Consider the following 25,495-nt stretch of genomic DNA (forward strand, 5'->3'; position numbering starts at 1 on the left):
AAAAAAGGGGAGCACATGCCCCCCCGAGGTTTAAAGCGTTGTATCGAGGCCGTTATCTCAGCCTTCGATCTCGATCAGGATTTCGCCCGGGTTCACCCGGTCGCCCTTGGCAACGTGGATAGCGGTCACCTTGCCGGCAATCGCAGCCTGAACTTCGGTCTCCATCTTCATCGCTTCGGTGATCAGCACAGCCTGGCCCGCCTTGACGGTGTCGCCTTCCTTGACCAGCACATCGACGATGTTGCCCGGCATGGTGGTGCTGACGTGGCCCGGCGCCGAAGCCTGCTTGCGCTTGCTGCTGCCGCCGCCGACGAATTCGTTGAGCGGTTCGAACACCACTTCTTCCGGCATGCCGTCGATGGACAGGTAGAAGTGACGCTTGCCTTCAGCCTTGACGCCGACACCGGTGATGTCCACGCGGTAGGTTTCGCCATGTACGTCGATGACGAACTCGGTCGGTACGCCTTCGCCGCCGGCCGACGCCACCTTGCCCGCTTCCGGGATCGGCAGCAGCACTTCCGGGGTAAGGGTGCCGGCGGCACGCTCTTCGAGGAACTTGCGGCCGATGTCCGGGAACATGGCGAACGTCAGCACGTCTTCTTCGGACTTGGCCAGTGCGCCGATATCGGCACGCAGCTTGGTCATTTCCGGCTTGAGCAGATCGGCCGGGCGTACGTCGATCACCTCTTCGCTGCCGATGGCCTGACGACGCAGCTTCTCGTTCACGGTGCCCGGCGCCTTGCCGTAGCCGCCTTGCAGGTAAAGCTTCACTTCGTTGGTGATGGTCTTGTAGCGCTCGCCGGCCAGCACGTTGAAGAACGCCTGGGTGCCGACGATCTGCGAAGTCGGGGTCACCAGCGGCGGGAAGCCGAGGTCTTCACGCACGCGCGGGATCTCCGCCAGCACTTCGCCCATGCGGTTCAGAGCGCCCTGCTCTTTCAGCTGGTTGGCCAGGTTGGAAATCATCCCGCCCGGCACCTGGTTGACTTGAACACGGGTGTCGACGGCGGTGAATTCGCTTTCGAACTGGTGGTACTTCTTGCGCACGGCGTAGAAGTACAGGCCGATTTCCTGCAACAGCTCCAGGTTCAGACCGGTATCGAACTCGGTGCCTTTGAGCGCAGCGACCATCGATTCTGTGCCAGGGTGACTGGTGCCGGAAGCGAAGCTGGAGATCGCGGTGTCGATGTGGTCGGCACCGTTTTCGATCGCCTTGAGCTGGCACATCGCTGCCAGGCCAGCGGTGTCGTGGGAGTGGATGAACACCGGCAGCGACTGTTCGGCTTTCAGTGCACGTACCAGTTCACCGGTCGCGTACGGAGTCAGCAGACCGGCCATGTCCTTGATCGCCACCGAGTCGCAACCCATGGCTTCCATTTGCTTGGCCTGGGCGACGAACGCGTCGATGGTGTGCACCGGGCTGGTGGTGTAGGCGATGGTGCCCTGGGCATGTTTGCCGGCAGCCTTCACCGCTTCGATCGCCACGCGCAGGTTACGCACGTCGTTCATTGCGTCGAAGATACGGAAGACGTCAATGCCGTTGACCGCGGCCTTGGCGACGAACGCTTTGACCACATCATCGCTGTAGTGGCGGTAGCCCAGCAGGTTCTGCCCGCGCAAGAGCATTTGCAGACGGGTGTTGGGCAGCGCGGCGCGCAGTTGACGCAGACGCTCCCACGGGTCTTCTTTCAGGAAACGCACGCAGGCGTCGAAGGTCGCGCCGCCCCAGCATTCCAGCGACCAGTAGCCGACTTTGTCGAGCTTGTCGCAGATCGGCAGCATGTCTTCGGTGCGCATGCGGGTGGCGAGCAGCGATTGGTGAGCGTCGCGCAGGATGGTATCGGTGACAAAGATCTTCTTGCTCATTCTTGTATTCCTCACAGGCCTGCGTGGGCGGCGATGGCGGCGGCGATGGCCAGGGCCAGCTCTTCGGGTTTGCGCTTGATCGAGTAGTTGGTCAGTTCCGGATGGCTTTCAACGAAGCTGGTATTGAACTGGCCGCTACGGAATTCCGGGTTGCGCAGGATTTCCTGGTAGTACGCGGCGGTGGTCTTCACGCCTTGCAGACGCATGTCGTCGAGGGCGCGCAGACCACGGTCCATGGCCTCTTCCCAGGTCAGCGCCCAGACCACCAGTTTCAGGCACATCGAGTCGTAGAACGGCGGAATGGTGTAGCCGGTGTAGATCGCCGTGTCGGTGCGCACGCCAGGGCCGCCGGGAGCGTAGTAGCGCGTGATCTTGCCGAAGCTAGGCAGGAAGTTGTTTTTCGGGTCTTCGGCGTTGATCCGGAATTGCAGGGCAAAACCGCGATGCTGAATGTCTTCCTGCTTCACCGACAGCGGCAGGCCGGAGGCGATGCGGATCTGTTCGCGGACGATGTCGATCCCGGTGATTTCTTCGGTGATGGTGTGTTCCACCTGCACCCGGGTGTTCATCTCCATGAAGTACACCTCGCCCTCGGCGAGCAGGAACTCCACGGTGCCGGCGTTCTCGTAGCCCACGGCCTTAGCTGCACGCACCGACAGGTCGCCGATGTAGGCGCGTTGTTCCGGGGTCAGTTGCGGGCTCGGGGCGATTTCGATCAGCTTCTGGTTGCGACGCTGGATCGAGCAGTCACGCTCGAACAGATGCACGACGTTGCCGAAGCTGTCGCCGAGGATCTGCGCTTCGATGTGTTTCGGATTGACGATGCATTTTTCCAGGAACACTTCCGCCGAACCGAAAGCCTTGGTGGCTTCGGAAATGACCCGGGGGAAATTCTGTTCGAGTTCTTCGCGACTGTTGCAGCGACGGATACCGCGACCGCCACCACCGGAAGTTGCCTTGAGCATCACCGGGTAACCGATGCGGTCGCCCTCGCTCAACGCTTCCTCGATGCCCGAGACGTTGCCTTCGGTGCCCGGCGTGACCGGTACGCCGGCCTTGATCATGCTGCGGCGTGCTTCGGTCTTGTCGCCCATGCGGCGGATGACTTCCGCCGACGGGCCGATGAATTTGATCCCGCGTTCGGCGCAGATGTCTGCCAGCTCGGCGTTTTCCGAGAGGAAACCGTAGCCGGGGTGCAGCGCATCGCAGCCGGTTTCCACGGCCAGGTTCACCAGCTTGCGCGGGTTCAGGTAACCGGCCAGCGGCTCGGCACCAATGCTGTGGGCCTCGTCCGCACGCTTCACATGCAAGGCATGCCGGTCGGCGTCGGAATAGATCGCGACCGAACGGATGCCCATCTCGGCGCAGGCACGCACGATTCGTACGGCAATCTCACCACGGTTGGCGATCAGGATCTTTGTTATCACTTGGAGGTTTCCTTGAGCCGGTGGCACCACGACCTGCTAGACCCAGGTCGGCACGTGACCAAATGTTTCAATCTGGTCTCGGCCCCACACTAGCGCTGACAAGGGATTAACAAAAATGAATAAAAATTGGGTCAGGCATAAGTAAAGACTTATAGTCAGTGCATCAGCCAATGGCCAGAGTCGGTAGAAAATGCGTAAGTCCCTGATGCGTATGACATTGCGTCAATTGCAGATCTTCAACGAAGTGTGTGATTTACGTTCCTACAGCCGCGCAGCCGAGGAAATGTCGCTCACACAACCGGCCGTAAGCCTACAGATTCGTCAGCTCGAAGAGCTGATCGGCCAGCCATTATTCGATTACGTCGGCAAAAAACTCTACATGACCGAGGCCGCCGAAGCACTGCAGCGCGCCAGCCGGGACATCTTCGGCCGCCTGGAAAACCTCGACATGCAGCTGTCGGACATGCAGGGTTCGCTGCAGGGCCAGTTGAAACTGGCGGTGGAATCCAGCGCCAAATACTTCGTGCCGCACCTGTTCGCGGCGTTCAAGCGCCAGCATCCGGAAGTGAACCTGCAACTGACAGTGGTCAACCGTGGCCAGGTGATTCGTCGACTCTCCGACAACCGCGACGATCTGGTGATCATGTCGATGGTGCCGCAGGACATGGGCCTGGAATTCCTGCCGTTCCTCAACAACCCGATCGTTGCCGTGGCGCGTCCCGATCATCCGCTGGCGCACATGGGCCCGCTGCGCTTGCAGGACCTCGAGCCATACACCCTGCTGATCCGCGAACCGGGTTCGGGTACGCGGCTGGCCTGCGAGGAGTATTTCAAGGAGAAGCGCGTGCACTTCACCCAGACCCAGGAAGTGGCGTCGGCCGAAGCCCAGCGTGAATGCGTGGTGGCGGGTCTGGGCCTGGCGCTGTTGACGCGCCACGCCCTGAACCTGGAGCTGGCGACCGGCGGCCTGGTCGAGCTGCCGGTCGAAGAGTTGCCGCTGTTTCGCAGCTGGTGCCTGGTGCAAGCCAAAGCCAAACGGCTGTCACCGGTTGCCCACGCCTTCCTGGCGTTTATCCGCAGCGAACGGGTGCAGATCAGCGCGCTGGTTGAGCGCTTCGACGGGAAGCTGCCGGCGCTGCCTGCCAGTGATTGATGTCCTCGGGAAAATCGCCGATTTCGGCCTGAAGCTGGCGGAGTTCGAAGCGATCTTCGATAGCGCGGCGAAATTCCATGCGGCGCTGGTCTTCCTGCTGACGACGGGTTTTCGCGGCGCTGTTGCGTTCTTCGTAAGGCTGAGCCATTTCGAGTCTCCCAAGGCGATTACGGGAGTTTCACGATAGGCCCGGGGGATGACGGTTTGGCTTCGTCGGGGTTACAGGCAGATGAATATTGCCTGCACCCCACAACAATCAGTCATCCAGCGCTTTCACCGATTTTGGCGACAGCCGCAAGCTGCGCAGGCTGCGCTTGACGCTCTTGAGGTGGTTGACCAGGCTCGGCCCGCGCGCCATCGCCACCCCCATCGCCAGCACGTCGATCACCACCAGGTGAGCGATACGCGAGGTCAGCGGGGTGTAGATTTCTGTGTCTTCGTGAACGTCGATCGCCAGATTGACGGTCGACAACTCGGCCAGCGGTGTCTGGCTCGGGCACAAGGTAATGAGCGACGCACCGCTCTCGCGAACGAGGTTGGCGGTGATCAGCAAGTCTTTGGAACGGCCGGACTGGGAAATGCAGATCGCCACGTCGGTCGGCTTCAGCGTCACCGCCGACATCGCCTGCATGTGCGGGTCGGAATACGCCGCTGCCGTCAGCAGCAGACGGAAGAACTTGTGCTGCGCATCCGCCGCCACCGCACCCGACGCACCAAAACCATAGAATTCGACGCGCTGGGCCTGGGACATCAGCGTCACCGCCCGTTGCAGCTCCAGAGGATCGAGCTTTTCGCGAACCTCCATCAGCGTGTGCAACGTGGTGTCGAAGATTTTCAGGCTGTAGTCGGCGACGGAATCGTCTTCATGGATCGCGAACTGACCGAAGCTGGCGCCGGCCGCGAGGCTTTGCGCGAGCTTGAGTTTCAGATCCTGGAAACCGGAGCAACCAATGGCACGGCAGAAGCGCACGATGGTCGGCTCGCTGATGCCGACGCTGTGGGCCAGGTCGGCCATGGAACTGTGCATCACTGCCGCAGGGTCAAGCAGCACGTGGTCGGCGACCTTGAGCTCCGACTTGCGTAACAGGTGACGTGACTGGGCGATGTGTTGCAGCAGATTCAAGGGGCTGGACTCTTCTTATGGTCGGGGATGTAGCAAGCTTGTAGTTATACTACATGAATTGGCTTTTTGCCTGCTCAATGCGTAACTGAATTGTCTCACCGCCCCCTGTTTTCGGCGCGTGCACCTTGTGTAGCCATTTTTAGCCCCCAGACGAATCACCCCAATGACCTGGCAGAGTGGTGACTCTTTAGCTCCGTTTGCAAATGCAATATATATGTACCGCACTTCAAGCGACTTCAGACGCGAGAATCCAAGAGATTAAGGACAACAAATACTCTAAGGATTTTCGATGCGTTCAAAATCATTGGCACGCTATGCATCACTTTCACTTCTATTAGGCATTTCTTTTCAAGCATTATCGGAGGATTATTATTGGCACATCCAACCAGAGGCATATGACTGGATAGAACCTCAGAAAAAGCACTCCTCCCCCGAACTGGCATGCAGGTCGCTCCATACAGATACCGAGTATGGCGAATATGAATACTACAGTGCCACACCCACACCCAGTGAAGACCAATGGACCTGCAACTTTCTTTATGGACCTGATCCAAATGAAGACATCATGGCACTTTCCATTCACAGGTACGGAAATTCGTGCGCACAAAACAAATCATTCAACTCCCTGAATGGACAGTGCGAAACTCAAGGCACTGATAAAAACTTCTGTATCTCGCCAACCGTTGGCAACCCAATCAATTTTACAACCGGTTATAAACTTCAGACAGAACAAGACCTTCCGCATTCGACAGTAGCTGCAAAAAACAAATTAAAATTTATTAAATACTACAGTAGCGCCAATGGCCTTTGGACCCACTCTTACTCCGACAGAATACTGAACGATGGCAAAACAATCACTTTAGCTCATGCCAACGGCGAAAGATCTTTCTTTGACAAAAAATCAGAAACCTATGTAGCCAGACACCCAGGGACAGGATCGATATCAAACATCTCAAATACCTGGGTTTATTTATCAGCAGACAACAGCACCCTTAGTTTTGACTCAACAGGGAGACTGCTCGAGTTCAAAAACCATGAAACGAAATATTCCATCACCTACACCGACAAACACCTGAAAATAACCAACGCACATGGAGATACGCTGGAAATTTTCGAGGACACAAAAAAGCAACCATTAAAAGTAAAAACAAACAACACAGAGTTAGTTTACGACTATAACAAATACAAGCAATTAGTCTCTATGACACGTGCACTCCATGGCAGCTCACAAATTAAACGGTATCTATATGAGGACGATAATGACAGCAGACTTTTAACAGGCATTATCGATGAACGCGGCGTGCTCTACGCCACTTGGAAATATGACCAACATGGCCGAGCGATCTCAAGCGAGCATGCGCAAGGCGCTCAGAAAGTGACTATTGAATATCACCCTGACGATTCCACCACTGTAACCAACGCTCTGGGCAAAAGCACAACTTATAAATTCGGTTATTTTCAGGGTGCCAAGCGCATAATTGCGATTATTGGAGAACCTACCGCTAACTGTCCAAAAAGTAATTCGACATTTACCTATGACGAACGCGGCTTACTGACATCGCAAACTGACAGTAAAGGAATTACTACGCTGTACACCCATAATGATCGCGGCCTGGAAACATCCCGTACCGAGGCAAGTAATACACCTGAATCAAGAACCATTACTACAGAGTGGCACGATACACTATCCCTGCCCTTGAAAATCAAACAGCCAAAGCGATCAATCCAATACACTTACGACGCTGAAGGACGCAAGCTTACCCAGACAATCAAAACACATTGATTCAGAAGGATCTGAACATGAACACACTGATAATAAGACTAGGCCTTTTAGTGCTAGCAATCGGGGGCACCTTCCTTACCGCCCCACTTTTGCAGACGCCAGAACGCGGATGGTTGTTTACCTACAATGCCCGTGGATTGCTGGAACTCTCGGACGGACCAAGAACCGATGTAAATGATTTCACTCGCTACGAATATGACTCACACAGCAACCTGACGCGTGTTATTAACGCAGTCGGGCATACCTTCGAGATGTCAAATTTCGATTACTTAGGAAACCCGCAAACAATTGTTGATCCCAATGGCGTCTTAACCTTATTAACCTATACGTCTCAGGGTTGGTTGTCGTCTGTCAGCATCGAAAAAAGCACCCTAAAATTCGATTACAACGCTACCGGGGACATAACCAGACTGACCCAAGGTGATGGCGATTGGATTGCTTATACTTGGGACGATGCCAGACGATTGATTCGAATTGAAAATAACCTGATGGAGCAAGTTGAATTTGAACTCGATCCGATGGGCAATCGAACAGCAATACGTTTGAAAGACAAAACAGGGAATATAACGAACCAGCATCGAAAGGTATATGACGAACTGGGGCGTTTACTTTACTCAGTAGGTGCTAATGAGCAAACGAGTCATTTGAAATACGACCTTAATGATAATCCTGTTGCGTTCGTCACTCCTCGTGACACTCACTATGGTCACGCTTACGACCCACTCAATCGTTTAATAAAAAGCACCGACCCGCTAAACGGGACGTCTCAGTTTGAGTATGACGCTCAGGACAACCTCACCCACGTCAGCGACGCACGCGGGGTAAGCACCCGGTATCACTTCGATGGCTTGAGTAACCTGACCCAGCTAGACAGTCCAGACAGCGGTACTAGCAAATACAAATATGACGCCGCTGGCAACATCACAGAGAAAACGGATGCTCGAGGGGTTGCCTCGTCCTACGCGTACGACGCTCTCAATCGTTTGCTTAGTCGTCGCTATCCAGCAAACCCAAAGCTTGATGTACGCTTCCATTACGACTCTATCGCTGAAGGCAACAAGGGAGTTGGGCGCTTGACGGCGATTGAGGATGCGAACGGTGTGCAGACCTACTCCTATGACGCACACGGCAACTTGATAGCGCAACTGCACACGCCCTCCATGGCAAACATGGCTCAGTCCGAAAACGTTAGATACGGGTACGACTCGGCCAATCGACTCAACCGAATCGACTACCCGGCTGGATTCAATATTCACTATCTTCGCGACACTGCCGGACAGGTCACTCAAGTGCAGATTCAGGATGGCAGCGAAAAGCCAGTTACCCTCGCACGAGACCTCACCTATTTACCATTCGGCCCATTGAAAAGTCTCACGTGGGGGAATGGCATCACGCTTCAGAGTACCTACAATCGGGATTATTTTTTAACTGCACAGGCGGTTGCTGACAAGAGCAACATTTATAGTTACGACCAAAATGGCAATATCACCAAAATACAAAATAATCATTTTGGCGATACAAGCTATGCATATGACTCAATGGATCGTCTTGTAGAGAAGGACGACGATAGCTCCCAGCAAACATATTCTTATGACGCAGGGGGCAACCGAGTTAAGAGCACCCATAGATTCAAAGGTTTCGAACAAGAGAAACCCAACACTCAAGTTTCGTACCGATATGGAGAGAGCAGCAATCGATTAGTAAAGATTAATGATCAATTAATAACTATAGATCCAACTGGCAATATAATAAGTGACCAACCCCATCGCCAGACCATATATAATGATAACAATCGCATGACTAGCGCAAACATCGATGACATGCCACTGATACATTTCCACTATAACGCTACAGGCCAACGAGTTAGGAAAGAGACTTCGACACAGGTAACTACATTCCTTTACGGATACAACAGAAAATTACTAGGTGAGACACGCCTAAATGAAAAAGGAAAAAGACTTTCTAGCCAGTATTACTTTTGGTTAGACAACATCCTGCTGGGCGGAATCACTATTGATTATGACTCATCCGAGAATGAGATAAAACGTTCCCTTTTCTACATCCACAGCGATCATCTTAATACGCCACATAGAATAACGAATGACGCAAAAGAAATTATTTGGACTTGGAGACCCGATTCTTTCGGTAAAGGAGAGCCTAATGGATCTTTGGTCTTTAATTTACGCTTTCCTGGGCAGTATTACGATATTGAAACAGGATTACATTACAACTATTTTAGATATTACGACCCAGAATCCGGACGCTATTTAGAAAGTGACCCAGTAGGTCTTAGGAGTGGCTTTAATACCTACGCATATGTCAACGGCAATCCGTTGAAATATGTTGATCCCCTTGGATTGGAATCTGTGTTTGAATGGTCGTCAAACGCCGAGAAAATTGCAGAAAAGAGTGGTCTCCCAGGACCATACAATGGCCCCCAAGACGCTTACAGGCACTGTGTTGCATCGTGCATGATTGCGGCATCAAACTGGGGAGAATCAGTAAGCCGATTCGCCGGGTGGGCACATGAAGTATCGAATTTTGGCCAAAACAAATATGAAAGGGCTATGGATGACTGGAATAACCAAGCCGGATTATGTGCTGCCAAAAACAGCGATGCTCCTAGTGACTGCCCCAACAGCTGCATGACTCTTATTGAAAACAATGCCCTTATTATGGAGGCAACATCACATGGCGCCTATTATTAAACGTAGACATTCAAAAACAGCAACGACCTCGGCGGTATTTCTTCTCGCATGCTTTGTATTAGCCATAGCAACACAATACTACTATCCCGCAGATATAGATCAAATTTGCGAAAAAGAATCACCACTGCTTGTGAACAACATCCAGAGTTGCAGCCTCACTCAATCGTTAATCAGCGACCTCAAAAACCAAGGCTACACCCCAATTATTTTAGAAAGTTCCGAGAGTAGCAGAGGCCCATTTAAAGCAAAATTTAATTATGAAGTTTTTGAGGTATTGAACTTTAAGATAGATGAGAATTCTGGCAGCGGCACAGCTCAATTCCGATTCATTAACGGCCGACTTTTTTCAATAGTATATACCCCCGAAAAATCAGGGTCTGCGTTCGAACTGTTCCCTGAAAACAAAACGAAAAGCATAACTATTCAACACTCATCAAACCCTCAAAGGCAGAAATCTATATCCTGGTCAAACAATCAACTTGAGGCATATATTTCGTGGTGGATTAGACGCTTCGCCTAAAGATGATCCTGCTGAGTCAGCAATATCTGCTGACTCAGCAACTCAATTAGCTTCTTGCCCTCGTAATAGGTTGCCTAAGCCGGTTGAGTCCACCGGACGGCTGATCAGATACCCCTGCACTTCATCGCAATGCTCGGCCCGCAAAAATTCCAGCTGTTCCTGCCGCTCAACACCTTCGGCTACCACTTTCAACGACAGCCCATGAGCCATCGCAATGATCGCCCGGGTGATCGCCGCGTCTTCGCTGCCCTCGCCCAACCCGCGGATAAAGGCCTGATCGATCTTCACGTAATCCACCGGAATCCGCTTCAGATAGCTCAGCGATGAATAGCCGGTGCCAAAATCGTCGATGGCCAGTTTCACCCCCAGATCCCGCAACTGCTGGAACGTGGCGATGATGCGTTCGACGCTGTCGAGCAGCTGGCTTTCGGTCAGTTCCAGTTCGAGGTAGTGCGGCGCCAGGCCGGTTTCTTCCAGCACCTGGCGCACCAGACTGACCAGTTTGCCTTGACGCAGTTGATGCACCGACAGGTTCACCGAAACCCGGATCGGCGCCAGCCCCTGACGCTGCCATTCGCACGCCTGCCAGCAAGCCTGACGCAGGACGAACTCGCCGATCGGCCCGATCAGCCCCGTCTCTTCGGCCAGACCGATGAAGTCCCCCGGCGGCACCCGCCCCATGGTCGGATGATCCCAGCGCACCAGCGCTTCCGCCGCGTTGAGACGGCCGGTCCCCAGGCACAGCTTCGGTTGATAGAAGACCTTGAGCTGCTTTTCCTCGATGGCTTTGCGCAGCTGGTTTTCCAGTTGCAGGCGCTCCAGCGTGCTGACCTGCAGACTATCGGTGTAGAACTGGAAGTTGTTGCCGCCCAGGTGCTTGGCATGTTGCATGGCCATGTTCGACTGGCTGACCAGCGCGGAAATCTCCCGGGCGTTGTCCGGCAGCATGCTGATGCCCATCGAGGCGCTGACTACCAGCTCATGCCCTTCCACGGTCAACGGCAGGCGCAGCTTGCTCGACAGTCGCGTGGCGACCCGCGCCAGGCTCGACAGGTTGCCGTAGGCGTCGAACAGTACCGCGAACTCATCGCCGGACAGCCGGGCGATGGTGTCGGCTTCCGGAAGAGCATTGACCAGACGCCGGGACATCTTTTGCAGCAACTGGTCGGCAATCTCGTGGCCAAGGCTGTCGTTGAGCAGCTTGAAGCGATCCAGATTGATGTGCAGCAACGCCAGACTCCGACGCCCGCCCTGTAGCACGCGCTGATGGGCTTCGTGCAGGCGTTCGCGGAACAGCGAGCGATTGGCCAGGCCAGTGAGCTCGTCGTAGTGGGTCAGGTAGCGCATGCGCTCTTCGGATTCGCGGCGCGCCGACAGATCGGCGAAGAAGCCGACGATATGACTGACATTTCCCCGACTGTCGCGCACGGCATTCAATTGCAGCCACTGCGGATACAGCTCGCCGTTCTTGCGGGTTTCCACCAGTTCGCCCTGCCAGCTGCCGTGCTGCTCCAGCGCGTGGCGGATCGCGACGTAATGACGGCGGGCGTCGCGACTGCACGGCAGTTCGACAACGTTGCGTCCGAGCATGTCGTCGATGTCATATCCGGTGACCCGGCTGAAAGCCTGATTGATGGCGATCAGCGAGTAATTCGGGTCGAGAATCACGATGCCTTCGCTGGCAGCCTCGAACACCGTCGCCGCCAATTGCTGTTGGGCTTCCAGGCTTTTGCTGACGCTGATGTCACGGCGGGTTCCGACCATGCGGGTGACCCGGCCGTTCTCGTCGCGCTCCACCGCTCGCCCACGGTCTTCGATCCAGACCCAGTGGCCGTCGCCGTGACGCACGCGGTATTCGATCTGATAATCCTCGGTGCGCCCCTTCAAGTGCTCGATCAGCGCTCGTTTGAGCGGCGGCACGTCTTCCGGGTGCAGCCTTGGTCGCAGATGCCTGAGCAGCCCGGTGACGTATTGCGGGTCAAGGCCGAACAGTTCCTGAATCTGTGTGTGGTGAACCTCGTCGGTCTGCAGGTTCCAGTCCCACAGCCCCAGCTCACTGGCCTTCAACGCCAGGGCCAGGCGCGCCTCGCTTTTGCTCAGCGCCTGGTTGGCGACGTCCAGCTCTCGGCTGCGCTGGGCGACCCGATCCTCCAGCTCGACCTGCGCCTCGCGCAGCTTGCCCTCGGCGCAACGCCGCTGCTCGATTTCCTTCGCCAGCTCCTGATTGAGCTGTTCGCTGCGGGTTTGCGTTTGTTGCAGATGCTCGATCAGGTGCTGGTTCTGGAAGCGACGCAGCAAACCGCGATCGATCAACCGGTTGACCTGCCACGCCACCACGCTCAGCGAGCCGAGCAGAATCAGCCCGAGCCAGCCCCAGCCGCGCGCCAGTTCGTCACCGCCCCAGAACAGGTAGCCGATGGCCGGCAGCAGGCACGGCAAGGTAAAGGAAAGGAAGGCCGGAATACTCACGGCGTAAGCCACGCTGGCCGACAGGGTCGCGGCGCCGATCAGGCCGAACACCCAGGCCTGCTGCATGAAGTTGTCGGCCGGGACCAGCGCGATGCCGGCGCCGGCCAGGGTCAGGCCGGTCATGGTCGAGCCGAGCAGGAACATGCGCCCCCAGATCGGCTGGGCCTGGCGATCGGGAATCGCCGAGTCGAACGCGGCGACCTGAATCACCCGCAACGCCACCAGCGACAACAGCCACACCAGCCAGACGCTGACCACGAAGTAACGCTGCGGGCTCCAGAGCAGAGCGGCGCAGACCAGACCGTTGATCAACATGAACAGGGTGGGCAGCAGCGAACCCTGATAAAGAAGGCGCGTGCGCTCGACCGCCATCTGGGTGGCGTAAAGCTTGCGGATCACCCGAGGCTCCACGGAGGGGCCCGACAGGTCGAAGCTGAGGGTCATAGGCAACGTTCTTGTTCTTATAAGTGTGAGCATGCGCCCGGAAACGTGGACGGAGCATACACAAGCCGAACCACTTGCCAAACTGCCCCAGATCATAATTTCACCGAAACTTTTCCGCCGCCCAGCCCCCACCAAAGCCCTGAGCTCAGGCGGGCCAACGCCTGTAGCCGGTGACCGACCGGTCGTCACGGGCAGCACTTTCATCGGCTAATGCAAAGCTCGGTTTGCCCGGGCCTGCGGCGCACCCTAGAATGCCCCGATGCGCGATGATCTCTCCCTTCTGCTGAACTCCCTCAACGATGCCCAACGCCAGGCCGTAGCGGCCCCCGTTGGTCGTCAATTGGTCCTGGCCGGTGCCGGCTCCGGCAAAACCCGAGTGCTGGTGCACCGTATCGCCTGGTTGATCCAGGTCGAGAACGCCTCGCCCCACTCGATTCTGTCGGTGACCTTCACCAACAAGGCCGCTGCCGAGATGCGTCACCGCATCGAACAATTGCTGGGCATCAATCCGGCCGGCATGTGGGTCGGCACCTTCCACGGCCTGGCGCACCGCCTGCTGCGGGCGCACTGGCAGGAAGCCGGGCTGAGCCAGACCTTCCAGATTCTCGACAGCGACGACCAGCAACGCTTGGTCAAGCGGGTGATCCGCGAGCTGGGGCTGGACGAGCAACGCTGGCCGGCCCGTCAGGCCCAATGGTTCATCAACGGGCAGAAAGACGAAGGTCTGCGTCCGCAACACATTCAAGCCAGCGGCGATCTGTTCCTGGCGACGATGCGCGGCATTTATGAAGCGTACGAGGCGGCATGCCAGCGGGCCGGCGTCATCGACTTCTCCGAACTGCTGCTGCGCGCCCTCGACCTGTGGCGCGACCACCCGGGCCTGCTGGCGCACTACCAGAAGCGTTTCCGACACATTCTGGTGGACGAATTCCAGGACACCAACGCCGTGCAGTACGCCTGGTTGCGTCTGCTGGGCAAGGGCGGCGACAGCCTGATGGTGGTCGGCGACGACGATCAGTCGATCTACGGCTGGCGCGGCGCGAAAATCGAGAACATCCACCAGTACTCTTCCGACTTCCCGGATTCGGTGACCATCCGTCTGGAGCAGAACTACCGCTCCACGGCCGGCATCCTGAAAGCCGCCAACGCCCTGATCGCCAACAACACCGGGCGTCTGGGCAAAGAGCTGTGGACCGATGGCGGCGACGGCGAAGCCATCAACCTCTACGCCGCGTTCAACGAACACGATGAAGCACGCTACGTTGTCGAAACCATCGAAAGCGCGCTGAAAACCGGCCTTGCTCGCAGCGATATCGCGATTCTCTACCGCTCCAACGCCCAATCGCGCGTTCTTGAAGAAGCCTTGCTGCGTGAACGCATTCCGTACCGCATCTACGGCGGCCAGCGCTTCTTCGAGCGGGCGGAGATCAAGAACGCCATGGCTTACCTGCGCTTGCTGGAAGGTCGCGGCAACGATGCGGCGCTCGAGCGGGTAATCAACGTCCCGGCGCGTGGCATCGGCGAAAAAACCGTCGAAGCGATCCGCGACCATGCACGCCACAGCGATGTGTCGATGTGGGAAGCCATGCGCCAGCTGGTGGCCAATAAAGGTCTGACCGGTCGCGCCGCTGGTGCACTCGGTGCGTTTATCGAGCTGATCGAGAACCTCGCCGCCAAGTGCGCCGAGATGCCGTTGCACCTGATGACCCAGACCGTCATCGAGCAATCCGGACTGATCGCCTACCACGAAGCGGAAAAAGGCGAGAAAGGCCAGGCCCGGGTAGAAAACCTTGAGGAACTGGTCAGCGCCGCGCGCAACTTCGAGAACACCGAAGAAGACGAAGAGCTGACGCCACTGGCGGCATTCCTCGGCCACGCGTCGCTGGAGGCCGGCGACACCCAGGCCGACGAGCACGAAGACAGCATTCAGTTGATGACCCTGCACAGCGCCAAGGGCCTGGAATTCCCTTACGTGTTCCTGGTGGGCATGGAAGAAGGCCTGTTCCCGCACAAGATGAGCCTGGAAGAGCCTGGACGCCTTGAGGAAGAACGGCGTCTGGCCTATGTCGGCATTACCCGGGCGATGCAGAACCTGGTCATGACCTATGCTGAAACCCGGCGCCTGTACGGCAGCGAAACCTACAACAAGGTGTCGCGTTTCGTACGGGAAGTACCGAAAGGCCTGATTCAGGAAGTGCGTCTGTCCAACAGCGTCAGTCGGCCGTTCGGCGGCAACCAGTCGATGGGCGGCAGCAACCTGTTCAGCGGCAGCGAGATTCCGGAAACCGGCCTGAGCCTCGGTCAGGCTGTCCGTCACTCGATCTTCGGCGACGGTGTGATCCTCAACTTCGAAGGCGCCGGCGCCCAGGCCCGGGTGCAGGTGAACTTCGCCGAAGGCAGCAAGTGGCTGATGCTCGGGTACGCGAAGCTGGAAGCCATATAAGTCAACGTTCGTTCCCGCGCCCGGCGCGGGAACGAACACTGGAGGCAACATCCATGGGCTCGGGCTTCTTTTCCTCCTGGACGTTCTGGGCCCTGCTCTCGGCTACTTTCGCCGCGCTGACGGCCATCTTCGCCAAGATCGGCATCGAAAACGTCAACTCCGACTTCGCCACCCTCCTGCGCACAATCGTCGTATTGGTCAGTCTGGCCTTGATTTTGTACGCCACGGGCCAATATCAGTCCTTGGGATCGATCTCCGCCAAGAGCTACCTGTTCCTGTTGTTGTCGGGCCTGGGTACCGGCGCTTCATGGTTGTGCTACTTCCGGGCGTTGAAAGTCGGCCCGGCATCGCTGGTCGCCCCGGTGGACAAGCTCAGCGTGGTCTTCGTGGCGGTGCTCGGGGTGATCCTGCTGGGCGAGAAACTCGACCTGCGCCAGTGGGGCGGCATCGGCCTGATCACCGCCGGTGTGGTGATGCTGGCCTTGCGGCGCTGATCCATTTCCTGCTGAACCTATCTCCTTTTCCTACAGACAAAAGTACATGGCCTTATTGCCCCGACCGAGCTGAACGTAACCTGTCAGGCAAAAGCCCGAAACACTCTCTCGCTAGCCAGTAACACTTCAGCTGTGCAACATGGCGCGCGTGTCTCCACAAACGGGAATTCCCTTTATGAAACGTTTTCTTAGCATCGCCATGGCGTTGTGCATCGGCCTGACGATGAGCCTCGACGCCAACGCCAAGCGCTTTGGTGGTGGCAAAAGCGCCGGCGCTGCGCCGACGCACCAGACCAGCCAGATGGCTCCTTCTTCCCCAGGCATGGGCGGCGCTGCGGCGACCGCTGGTGCTGCCGGTGCCGCGGGCGCTGCGGCCAAGGCCGGCGGCGCTTCGAAATGGCTCGGCCCTCTGGCCGGCATCGCGGCCGGTGGCCTGCTCGCTTCCATGTTCATGGGCGGCGGCTTCGAAGGCATGCAGATCTTCGACATCCTGATCATGGCCGTGATCGCGTTCGTGATCTTCCGATTCATTGCCGCCCGTCGCCGCAAACAGCAGGAGCAGTTCGCTCCGGCCGGCGCACCGATGCAGCGTGAAGTGTTCGAACAGAAACCAGCGGCGATGGGTTCGATCTTCGGTGGTTCGGCGGCTCCCGCTGCCGCTCGTCCGGTGATCAACGCACCGGCCTGGTTCAACGAACAGCGCTTCCTTGAAGCCGCCCGCAGCCACTTCCAGGCGCTGCAGCAGCACTGGGACGCCAACGAAATGGACAAGATCGCCGAGTTCGTGACTCCGCAAATGTTCGAGTTCCTCAAGCGCGAGCGCGCGGAACTGGGCGATGCCTTCCAGTCCACCTTCATCGACAACCTTCAGGTACAACTGGATGGCGTGGATGACCGTGCGGACAAGACCATCGCCACCCTGACCTTCAACGGCGTGTCGAAGACCTCGCGTTTCGACCAGCAGGGCGAAGTGTTCAGCGAAAGCTGGAACATGGAACGTCCACAGGGCGACAACCAGCCTTGGCTGGTCGCCGGTATCCGCCAGAACGGCTGATCACCTCCGACGTTTTACGCGCAGTAATGAAAACCCCGGCCTCGGCCGGGGTTTTCTATTTCGCGGTTGCATCTATAGCGAGCTACTGTATAAACCGCCCCATATGAACCGCGCCATTCAAGCAAGAGGATCCCGGACGTGGAAGAAATCATCGAACAACTGCGCGAAGCCAACGAACCCGTACCGGTTCCTTTGGAATTGCCTGACGAAGACCAGTTGGTGGAAATCGAAGAAGAACTCTTCATCAACATCCCGTTCGTCTTCAAAGAGTTTCTGCTGACCGTCAGCGACGTGGTTTACGGCAGCCTGGAGCCGGTGACCGTCACCGACCCGCAATCCCACACCTACCTGCCGGATGTCGCCGCCAACGCCTGGGATGCCGGCGTGCCGCGCGACCTGATCCCGATCTGCCAGGACGGTGACGACTACTACTGCGTCGAAGAAGACGGCACCGTGGTGCTGTGGTCGGGCGAAGAAGAGCTGATCACCGAAGAGTCCTGGGAATCGGTCTGGCACTGGGCGCGGGACGTCTGGCTGGAAAGCTGAAACGTCCATCCCCTTGGATGGTCAGTGCCCCGACGGCTCCTTGTGGTTGTCGAGGGTTTCCAGCAAGGCCACCTGCATCCGCGTGTGCACCCGGATGAACCAGCGCCAGAGCAGCGCCGCCACGGCGGCCGCGACCACGGCGATCAGCACCAGCAACTTGTTGGTCGGCAAGATACTGGCCGACAAGGCTGCCAGCAGCAGGAAAATCACCAGCAGCGAGATGATCGGGATCACTTCGGAGATCACCCGGCGCACTCGCTGTGTGTGACGCCCGGCCATTTCCGGCTTCACGCCCATCTCCGCCAGCAGCATCGACAGCGCCTTGAGCTTGCGATAGGCCGCGATCAGGAACGGCAACGACACCAGCAACGCCCCGCCCCAGATCAACGCTTTCTGCCAGCTCGGATCACTGATCCAGTCCTGCATCCAGATCGAGAGGCGCCCGGCAAAGAAAGCCCCGGCAAAGAAGATCGCGATCACCAGCGCCAGATTGACCCCGACCTGCAGCAGGATCCGCCGGATCATAGAAGCCAGCATCGCGCCCTCACCTTGCGGCTGAATGCTGCGCAGCCACTCGCCGTACATCCCGAACACTCGGCCCAGGCGCTGCGGCATGGCGGCGGACAGCTTGATCGACAGCGGATCGGCAGCCCGGATCAGGTACGGCGTCAGCAACGTGGTGATCACCGAAACCGCCACGGCCACCGGATAGAGGAAGTTGCTGGTGACCTGCAGGGTCATCCCCAGCGCCGCGATGATGAAAGAAAATTCGCCAATCTGTGAAAGTCCCATCCCGACCCGCAGTGAGGTTCGCCCGTCATTGCCGGCGATAAACGCACCGAGCCCGCACGACAGCATCTTGCCCAGCACCACGGCGACCGTGATCACCGCGATCGGCCACGCGTACTGCAGCAGGATCATCGGGTCGAGCATCAGGCCGATGGCGACGAAGAAGATTGCGCTGAAGAGGTCGCGAACCGGCTCGATCAGGCGCTCGATTTTCAGCAGTTGCCGCGACTCGGCCATGATCGCGCCGATCAGGAACGCCCCCAGCACCATGCTGTACTCAAGCTTGACCACCAACAGGCAGAAACCGAAACACAGGCCCAGCACCGTAATCAGCAGCATCTCGTTGCTTTCGAATTTGGCGACGTAAGCCAACAGACGCGGCACCAGCAGGATGCCGACCACCAGGGCGACAATCATGAACAGCGAGAGCTTGCCGACAGTGGAAAACACTTCGCCGGAACTCACCGTGCCGCTGACCGCAATGCTCGACAGCAAGGCAATGATGCCGATGCCGAGAATGTCCTCGACGATCAGCACGCCGAAAATCAGCTGCGCGAAGCGCTCGTTTTTCATCTTCAGGTCGTTGAGCGCCTTGACGATGATGGTGGTCGAGGAAATCGCCAGGATCGCGCCGAGGAACAGCGAATCCATGGTGTTCCAGTCAAACCAGCGGCCGATTTCGTAGCCGATCCAGATCATCAGGACAATTTCGAGGAATGCCGCGATGAATGCCGTGGCGCCGACCTTGAACAGCTTGCGCAGGCTGAACTCCAGGCCCAGGCAGAACATCAGGAAAATCACCCCCAGCTCGGCGAGGGTCTTGATGGTTTCTTCATCGTGGATCAGGCCGAACGGCGGCGTGTGAGGGCCGATGATGAAACCGGCGACGATGTAGCCAAGTACCACCGGCTGCTTGAAACGGTGGAACAACACGGTCACCACACCTGCGACCAACATGATCACCGCCAGATCCTGAATAAAGCTGATGGCATGCATGGTGTGGGCTCCTTGAATGACGAGGCTCACGCAGGCATGGGAAATGTCTGGGCGAGCTGAGTAAAAATCCGCTTTGGGTGTAGGAATCGCCCTTGGGGAGGGGCTTTTGCAGGGTAACACCGCGACTTCCGGCTGAAAGGCGGTGCAATATATGGAAACAGATCGATTCGGGCGTGACGGCGGCCAGTTGCCTGGCGTCCCGATAACGGTGCTTTTGAAAAGCGACCAGGCACCCGCAGAGGTGTTTCTTCCAGCAACCCTGCCTTGACCCGTGAGAACGTTATGGAACCCGGAAACGCCCAGCTGTCGATGACGGTACTGATGACCCCCGACATGGCCAACTTCTCTGGCAATGTCCACGGCGGCACCCTGCTCAAATACCTCGACGAAGTGGCCTACGCCTGCGCCAGCCGTTATGCCGGCCGCTACGTGGTGACCCTGTCGGTGGATCAGGTGATTTTCCGCGAGCCGATCCACGTCGGCGAACTGGTGACCTTCCTGGCGTCGGTGAACTACACCGGCAACACCTCGATGGAAGTCGGTATCAAAGTGGTGACCGAGAACATCCGCGAGCGCTCGGTGCGTCACACCAACAGCTGCTTCTTCACCATGGTCGCGGTGGACGATCAGCGCAAACCCGCCGCCGTACCGCCGCTGCAACCGCAGAACAGCGAAGACAAGCGCCGCTACATGCAGGCGCAGCAGCGCCGGCAGATCCGTCAGGAGCTGGAAAAGCGCTATCAGGAAATCAAGGGCGACGCCTGATCAGCCCTTCGATCTACGGCGCTCTGTAGATAGCTTTCGCGAGCAAGCCCGCTCCCACATTTGGAATGCGTTCCCCCTGTGGGAGCGGGCTTGCTCGCGAATGGGGACAACTCGGTCTTACAGACTGATCGGCGTGGCTTCGAATTTCACCCGCGGATGCGCAATCCGGTCCTGCGCCCGCACAAGTTGCAGCTCGTAACTGGCGCAGGCCTGGGTTTCCAGCAGCACTTCATGCACCGCTGCTGCGGTGAATTCAAAAGCCGCCACCAGGCTGTCACCGAGCAGCACTCTCGCCAGGAACAGACCGGACGTCAGATCGCCCACCCCCACCGGCTGACGCGGAAACGCCAGCAGCGGACGCCGCAAATGCCAGCTGCCCTCGGCCGTCACCAGCAACATTTCAAAGCCATCCGCCGGTTTGCCCGGATAATCCAGATGCTTGACCAGCACCGCTTTCGGCCCACGCGCCAGAAGCGCCCGCGCCATCGCCAGGCAATCGAACAGCGACTGCGGCTTGCGCCCGGAGAAGCTATCCAGCTCCAACTGGTTCGGGCACATGAAATCCGCAACGGCAGCGGCCTCCTCCAGCAGGAAGTCACTGACTTCAGCAGGAACGCTGCAGCCCTTTTCCGGATGCCCCATCACCGGGTCGCACAGATAAAGGGCTTTCGGGTTGGCCGCCTTGATCCGCTCGATGCCACTGAGAATCGCCCGCCCCTGCGCCGCACTGCCGAGATAACCTGACAGCACCGCATCACAATTGCCCAGCTCACCGATCGCGGCGATGCCCTCGACCAGCTCGGGGATCCGGTGCGGTGCCAGCACTTCACCGGCCCACTGGCCGTACTGGGTGTGGTTGGAGAACTGCACCGTATTGAGCGGCCAGACATTCACCCCGACCCGCTGCATCGGAAAAACCGCAGCGCTGTTGCCGGCGTGGCCGAACACCACATGGGACTGGATGGCGAGCAGATGAGGCGTACGTTTCATTCGGGTTTTTCCGTAAAACGATTGAAATTCAAGCCGCGCAGTATGCGACGAAACGCAGCCTGTACGACAGACCGGCGACGCAGTTAAGCTGACGCCATCATTTGGAGTTTCGTGTTGATGCTCACCCTGGAAAACATTTTCGTGCTGATGCTGTTCGCCGTCGCCGGTGCGTGGCTCTGGCACAACCACGGCTTGCGCGAGCGGGCGCTGGAGCGGGTCAAACAGCATTGCGTGAATGTCGGCGTCGAGTTGCTCGACGGTAACGTGGCGCTGAAGAAGATCGGCCTGATCAAGGACGCCAGTGGTCGGCGACGTCTGGCGCGGGTCTACAATTTCGAATTTACCGTGACCGGCGAAACCCGGCATAACGGCACCATCACCCAGTTCGGTGCGCACAGCGCACAGATCGAACTGGCGCCCTACCCGGCGCCATTCGATGACACACCACCCGTGGTGGAGGTGACAAAACCGCGTGGTGAAGTGATCGAGCTGAGCCAGTGGCGTCAGGAGCACACCAAGTGGAAGCCTTGAATCAGCTCGCCTGAAGCCGACACCGGGCCAGCCCGGCCTGTAATTCACCGACCGCTTGCGGCTCGTCGAAAATCAGCTCGATCCGGGAATCCTTGCGCCATTCACTGGGCAGCCAGCTGAGCTCGGCATTGTCCAGCGCATTGGCTGACTGCCAGCCGACCGGGCTGTGAATCACCAGTTTGGCCCGGCGCCAGTTCAGGCTTTTCAGCCATTGGATTATCCCCGACACATCGAACACCTGGCTCGGATGCCAGCGCCAACCGATGCTCCAGCCACCCTCCTGCGCCTGACTCAGGCAGATCGGCAACGCCGGATCGCTCCAGATGGCCGGGATTTGTGCCAGCCCCTGAGGCACGACCAACTTATCAACACCTGCCTGCGCCTGTACGGCCAGCCCCGGCAGCTCGCTGAGCGACAACATCGCCTGTTGCGTCCAGATCAGTCTGACAGGCGGCAACTGTCGGGTGATTCGCTTACGCGTGGGCTCGTCGAGGTTTTCTGCCTTGTTCAATAGCAGCAGACCCGCACTGGACAAAGTTTCCTGCTGCGCGTCCGGCAGCGGTTTGCCCGCGGCAAGGGCCTGGGCGTCCAGCACCAGCACGCAAGGTTGTACGGCGAGTACGCCTTGCCACGGCGCCTCGTTCAGCTGCTTCAGCAACTGCGCCGGATGCCCGAGCCCCGAGGGCTCGATGAACAACCGATCCGGCCGCGCCTTGCGCAGCAATCGCCCCAGACCGATCTGGAACGGCGCACCGTTCACGCAACACAAACAGCCCCCGGCCACTTCGCCCAGTGCGATACCATCGGCGTCGCGGGTCAGCAGCGCAGCGTCGAGCCCGATCTGGCCGAACTCGTTGATCAGCACCGCCCAGCGCTCACCCGCCGGTCGCTGGGCCATGAGCTGGCGGATCAGGCTGGTCTTGCCCGCGCCCAAGGGGCCGGCGATGACGTGGGTGGGAATGTTCTGCAACATGTTCAAGGTTTTCTGGAGGTCGAAGATGCGGTGGATGGGATGGTCGTTGCTGCTGACGCTGGTGTCGAGCGAGGCTTTGGCACAGGCCTGCGTGGTGCACAGCCAGGCGGAGCGGCTCGACGTGAAAGTCTGCCAGCAGAACCGCAACATGCCGGAAAAACTGTTCAACGACGGCTTCTGCCAGCCGACTCTGGCCGGGCAAAAAGTCGAGGTTCAATACGTCGACCAGTGCCCCGCTGGCGCGTTCGGCGTGTGCAGCAACGCGCAAGTCGCCAATATGCCTTATCGCCAGGATATCCACTATTACGGCATAGCCACCGATGCGGCGTATTTGCAGCCCTATTGCGAGGGGCAGAGCCAGGGGAAGTGGCTCAAGCCCTAAGGCGCTATCCGAGCCAGTCGAGGGTCAGCATCAGTCGCCGCTCTCCCGGCGTCGGTTGTGGCGAGCGATGGATCAGGCCGAAACCTTCGTTGCCGTGCCATTTTTCGCCCTTGAGCAATGCCACTTCGCCCCGATTCAATTGCTGAATCCGTGACGTCTCCTGGGGCTCGGCTTGCGGTTGTCCCAGTTGCCGACGGTCCATCTGCCCTTCCCTTAACCATTCACTGCCGACACCGGCGTACGTGGTGATCAACCGCACCGGCACATGATCGACGTGAAAACGCGGACACATGGCCTTGTCCAATACCCGCAAGCGCAAGCCGATTCGCCGCGCGCCCAGCAGGCAGGCGAAGGCGCTGACCAACCATTTCAGATCGGTGATAAACCCTTCGTAGCCCTCCAGGTCGCGAAAACCGCCGGCCAGTCCCGTGAGATCCGGTTCTGCGTCTTCGTCCGGCAATTCCAGGCACAGTGCCTCGGCGTAGGGTTCGTTCAGAGACAGCAACAAGTCCGCAAACTCGGCAATGTGCAGCGGAAGCTGGCGTTGCCAGACCGCGAGGTTGGTCTCATCGTCAAGAATGTCCGCCAGCGCCTGCGGGGTCTGGCCGAACGATTGATGACGTGTACTGCCTGGCAGAGGTTTCAGGGCGAGCATCAGGCCACCTCTTCGTGCCAGGAGCCAAACGGATCGCGCAGTTGTAGCCAGCCTTGAGTACCGAGCGCCATTTCATCATCGGTCAGCAGGCAATCATCCAGTTCCGACGACAGCTGTGCGAAATCGATGTTCTGCCCGATAAACACCAGCTCCTGACGACAGTCGCCTACGCTGGCGATCCAGTGTTCCATGATCGCGGCGGTACTTTCCTGATCCTGCGGCCACTGTTCTTTTGGCACGAAGCGCCACCAGCGTCCGGCGAAACCATGACGCATCAGCCCTCCTGCCTGGGACCAGCTACCGGCGTCGGTGGGTTTGCTGGCCAGCCAGAAGAAGCCTTTGGAGCGCAGCAGTTTGCCGTTTACCCAAGGACGATCGATGAAGTCGAAGAAACGCTGCGGATGAAAGGGCCGACGCGCCCGATAGGCCGTGGATGCGATGCCGTACTCCTCGGTTTCCGGCACATGTTCGCCACGCAATTCCTGCAACCAGCCCGGGGCCTGGGCAGCTTTTTCGAAGTCGAAACGACCGGTATTGAGAATTTTCTCCAGCGGTACCTCACCCATGACCATCGGAATGATCTCGGCCTGAGCGTTGAGGCGTCTGAGAATGGCCATCAGCTCTTCCCGCTCGCGACTGCTGATCAGGTCGATCTTGCTGATCAGCAGGACGTCGGCGAATTCGATCTGTTCGATCAACAGGTCGGTGATCGAGCGCTCATCTTCTTCACCGAGGAATTCGCCACGGGAGGCGAGATTTTCGGCGGCCTGGTAGTCCGGCAGGAAGTTCATGCCGTCGACTACAGTGACCATGGTGTCGAGGCGTGCGATGTCGGCGAGGCTTTGCCCCTGCTCATCACGGAAGGTGAATGTCTCGGCCACGGGTAACGGCTCGGAGATTCCGGTGGACTCGATCAGCAAATAGTCGAAGCGGCCTTCGCGGGCCAACTGACTGACCTCTTCCAGAAGGTCTTCACGTAACGTACAGCAGATACAGCCATTGCTCATTTCGACGAGCTTCTCTTCAGCACGGTTCAGGCTGACATCACGCTGGACTTCGCTGCCATCGATGTTGATCTCGCTCATATCGTTGACGATAACGGCGACGCGCAAATCATCTCTGTTACGTAGTACGTAATTCAAAAGTGTACTTTTTCCGGCGCCGAGAAAGCCGGACAAAACGGTCACGGGAAGTCGGGAAGACATTGGATAAACCTCATCAGACGGTCGCTAAACAGCGCTGGAGGCTCTCGGGGCGAGCGTTCTTGGGCTTCGATGGGGTCACCAAGGAAACGGACGCTTGAAATGGAAGCCACGGAAAGCCTTGTCCGATTAATGTTATAGTATAACAATAAAATCAATCCACTCTCTTCTTGCCCAAAGTG

At 57.9% G+C, this 25,495-nt stretch carries 21 protein-coding genes; 11 read left to right on the top strand and 10 right to left on the bottom strand.

Features of this window, described 5'->3' with window-relative positions:
• Positions 1-57: 57 nt before the first annotated feature.
• Positions 58-1,866: a sodium-extruding oxaloacetate decarboxylase subunit alpha gene (gene oadA, locus L6D74_RS02700; RefSeq protein WP_236187610.1), complete on the bottom strand. Its 1,809-nt coding sequence runs from the start codon at positions 1,864-1,866 to the stop codon at positions 58-60.
• Between the two features lie 11 nt (positions 1,867-1,877).
• Entirely contained in the window at positions 1,878-3,293 is a 1,416-nt protein-coding gene (locus L6D74_RS02705; protein WP_007954255.1) for an acetyl-CoA carboxylase biotin carboxylase subunit, read from the bottom strand.
• Positions 3,294-3,483: 190 nt separating this feature from the next.
• Here L6D74_RS02705 and L6D74_RS02710 point away from each other — a divergent pair, with 190 nt between their 5' ends.
• Positions 3,484-4,446: a LysR family transcriptional regulator gene (locus L6D74_RS02710; RefSeq protein ID WP_039765068.1), complete on the top strand. Its 963-nt coding sequence runs from the start codon at positions 3,484-3,486 to the stop codon at positions 4,444-4,446.
• On the opposite strand, the gene L6D74_RS02715 is transcribed toward L6D74_RS02710, so the two are convergent.
• Positions 4,388-4,594 (bottom strand): PA3496 family putative envelope integrity protein, encoded by a 207-nt coding sequence (locus L6D74_RS02715; RefSeq protein WP_007954251.1) that lies wholly within the window; start codon positions 4,592-4,594, stop codon positions 4,388-4,390. The two genes, L6D74_RS02710 and L6D74_RS02715, sit on opposite strands and share 59 nt — an antisense overlap.
• Positions 4,595-4,702: 108 nt before the next feature.
• The gene (hexR, locus tag L6D74_RS02720; protein WP_007954250.1) at positions 4,703-5,569 is read right to left on the bottom strand and encodes a transcriptional regulator HexR; all 867 of its coding nucleotides are present in this window, start codon (positions 5,567-5,569) and stop codon (positions 4,703-4,705) included.
• Positions 5,570-5,858: 289 nt separating this feature from the next.
• Here hexR and L6D74_RS02725 point away from each other — a divergent pair, with 289 nt between their 5' ends.
• From L6D74_RS02725 to L6D74_RS02735, 3 genes are read left to right on the top strand one after another with little or no spacing between them, the layout of a single operon-like run.
• The gene (locus L6D74_RS02725) at positions 5,859-7,352 is read left to right on the top strand and encodes a DUF6531 domain-containing protein (protein ID WP_236187611.1); all 1,494 of its coding nucleotides are present in this window, start codon (positions 5,859-5,861) and stop codon (positions 7,350-7,352) included.
• A gap of 17 nt (positions 7,353-7,369) precedes the next feature.
• Positions 7,370-10,060: an RHS repeat-associated core domain-containing protein gene (locus L6D74_RS02730; protein ID WP_236187612.1), complete on the top strand. Its 2,691-nt coding sequence runs from the start codon at positions 7,370-7,372 to the stop codon at positions 10,058-10,060.
• On the top strand, positions 10,044-10,580 hold the full coding sequence (locus L6D74_RS02735; protein WP_236187613.1) for a hypothetical protein: 537 nt from the start codon (positions 10,044-10,046) through the stop codon (positions 10,578-10,580). The genes L6D74_RS02730 and L6D74_RS02735 overlap by 17 nt, the downstream gene beginning before the upstream one ends.
• A 42-nt stretch (positions 10,581-10,622) precedes the next feature.
• On the opposite strand, the gene L6D74_RS02740 is transcribed toward L6D74_RS02735, so the two are convergent.
• Positions 10,623-13,493: a GGDEF domain-containing phosphodiesterase gene (locus L6D74_RS02740; RefSeq protein ID WP_236187614.1), complete on the bottom strand. Its 2,871-nt coding sequence runs from the start codon at positions 13,491-13,493 to the stop codon at positions 10,623-10,625.
• Between the two features lie 259 nt (positions 13,494-13,752).
• On the opposite strand from L6D74_RS02740, the gene uvrD reads away from it, so the two are divergent.
• The 4 genes from uvrD (at position 13,753) to L6D74_RS02760 (ending at position 18,030) form a co-directional block, all read left to right on the top strand.
• Entirely contained in the window at positions 13,753-15,936 is a 2,184-nt protein-coding gene (uvrD, locus tag L6D74_RS02745) for a DNA helicase II (RefSeq protein ID WP_007954248.1), read from the top strand.
• A 53-nt stretch (positions 15,937-15,989) separates the two neighbouring features.
• Positions 15,990-16,430, top strand: a complete 441-nt coding sequence (locus tag L6D74_RS02750; RefSeq protein ID WP_064379739.1) for an EamA family transporter — start codon at positions 15,990-15,992, stop codon at positions 16,428-16,430.
• 175 nt (positions 16,431-16,605) lie between these two features.
• Positions 16,606-17,484 carry a Tim44 domain-containing protein gene (locus L6D74_RS02755; RefSeq protein ID WP_236187615.1) on the top strand — a complete coding sequence of 293 codons (879 nt, stop codon included), beginning with the start codon at positions 16,606-16,608 and terminating at the stop codon, positions 17,482-17,484.
• Between the two features lie 138 nt (positions 17,485-17,622).
• Positions 17,623-18,030, top strand: coding sequence for an SMI1/KNR4 family protein (locus L6D74_RS02760; protein WP_007954245.1), 408 nt, complete (start codon positions 17,623-17,625; stop codon positions 18,028-18,030).
• A gap of 21 nt (positions 18,031-18,051) precedes the next feature.
• Here L6D74_RS02760 and L6D74_RS02765 read toward each other — a convergent pair whose 3' ends face one another.
• Positions 18,052-19,815 carry a cation:proton antiporter gene (locus L6D74_RS02765; RefSeq protein WP_236187616.1) on the bottom strand — a complete coding sequence of 588 codons (1,764 nt, stop codon included), beginning with the start codon at positions 19,813-19,815 and terminating at the stop codon, positions 18,052-18,054.
• Positions 19,816-20,097: 282 nt separating this feature from the next.
• Here L6D74_RS02765 and L6D74_RS02770 point away from each other — a divergent pair, with 282 nt between their 5' ends.
• Complete coding sequence (locus L6D74_RS02770; RefSeq protein WP_003229693.1) at positions 20,098-20,580, top strand: acyl-CoA thioesterase; 483 nt, start codon at positions 20,098-20,100, stop codon at positions 20,578-20,580.
• Positions 20,581-20,697: 117 nt separating this feature from the next.
• On the opposite strand, the gene pdxY is transcribed toward L6D74_RS02770, so the two are convergent.
• Positions 20,698-21,570: a pyridoxal kinase PdxY gene (pdxY, locus tag L6D74_RS02775; RefSeq protein ID WP_039765058.1), complete on the bottom strand. Its 873-nt coding sequence runs from the start codon at positions 21,568-21,570 to the stop codon at positions 20,698-20,700.
• Positions 21,571-21,687: 117 nt separating this feature from the next.
• Here pdxY and L6D74_RS02780 point away from each other — a divergent pair, with 117 nt between their 5' ends.
• On the top strand, positions 21,688-22,101 hold the full coding sequence (locus L6D74_RS02780) for a DUF3301 domain-containing protein (protein WP_007954242.1): 414 nt from the start codon (positions 21,688-21,690) through the stop codon (positions 22,099-22,101).
• Position 22,102: 1 nt separating this feature from the next.
• On the opposite strand, the gene L6D74_RS02785 is transcribed toward L6D74_RS02780, so the two are convergent.
• Entirely contained in the window at positions 22,103-23,074 is a 972-nt protein-coding gene (locus L6D74_RS02785) for a CobW family GTP-binding protein (RefSeq protein WP_236187617.1), read from the bottom strand.
• 25 nt (positions 23,075-23,099) lie between these two features.
• On the opposite strand from L6D74_RS02785, the gene L6D74_RS02790 reads away from it, so the two are divergent.
• A complete protein-coding gene (locus L6D74_RS02790; RefSeq protein ID WP_236187618.1) occupies positions 23,100-23,456 on the top strand; it encodes an NADH:ubiquinone oxidoreductase in 357 nt (118 codons plus the stop codon).
• Between the two features lie 4 nt (positions 23,457-23,460).
• Here the strand turns inward: L6D74_RS02790 and L6D74_RS02795 are convergent, their stop codons facing one another.
• Positions 23,461-24,111 carry a DUF1826 domain-containing protein gene (locus L6D74_RS02795; RefSeq protein ID WP_236187619.1) on the bottom strand — a complete coding sequence of 217 codons (651 nt, stop codon included), beginning with the start codon at positions 24,109-24,111 and terminating at the stop codon, positions 23,461-23,463.
• Positions 24,111-25,316 carry a zinc metallochaperone GTPase ZigA gene (zigA, locus tag L6D74_RS02800; protein WP_236187620.1) on the bottom strand — a complete coding sequence of 402 codons (1,206 nt, stop codon included), beginning with the start codon at positions 25,314-25,316 and terminating at the stop codon, positions 24,111-24,113. The genes L6D74_RS02795 and zigA overlap by 1 nt, the downstream gene beginning before the upstream one ends.
• Positions 25,317-25,495 lie beyond the last annotated feature (179 nt).

Origin of the sequence: Pseudomonas pharyngis (genome assembly GCF_021602345.1) — a bacterium.
In the GTDB taxonomy this organism is placed as follows: domain Bacteria; phylum Pseudomonadota; class Gammaproteobacteria; order Pseudomonadales; family Pseudomonadaceae; genus Aquipseudomonas; species Aquipseudomonas pharyngis.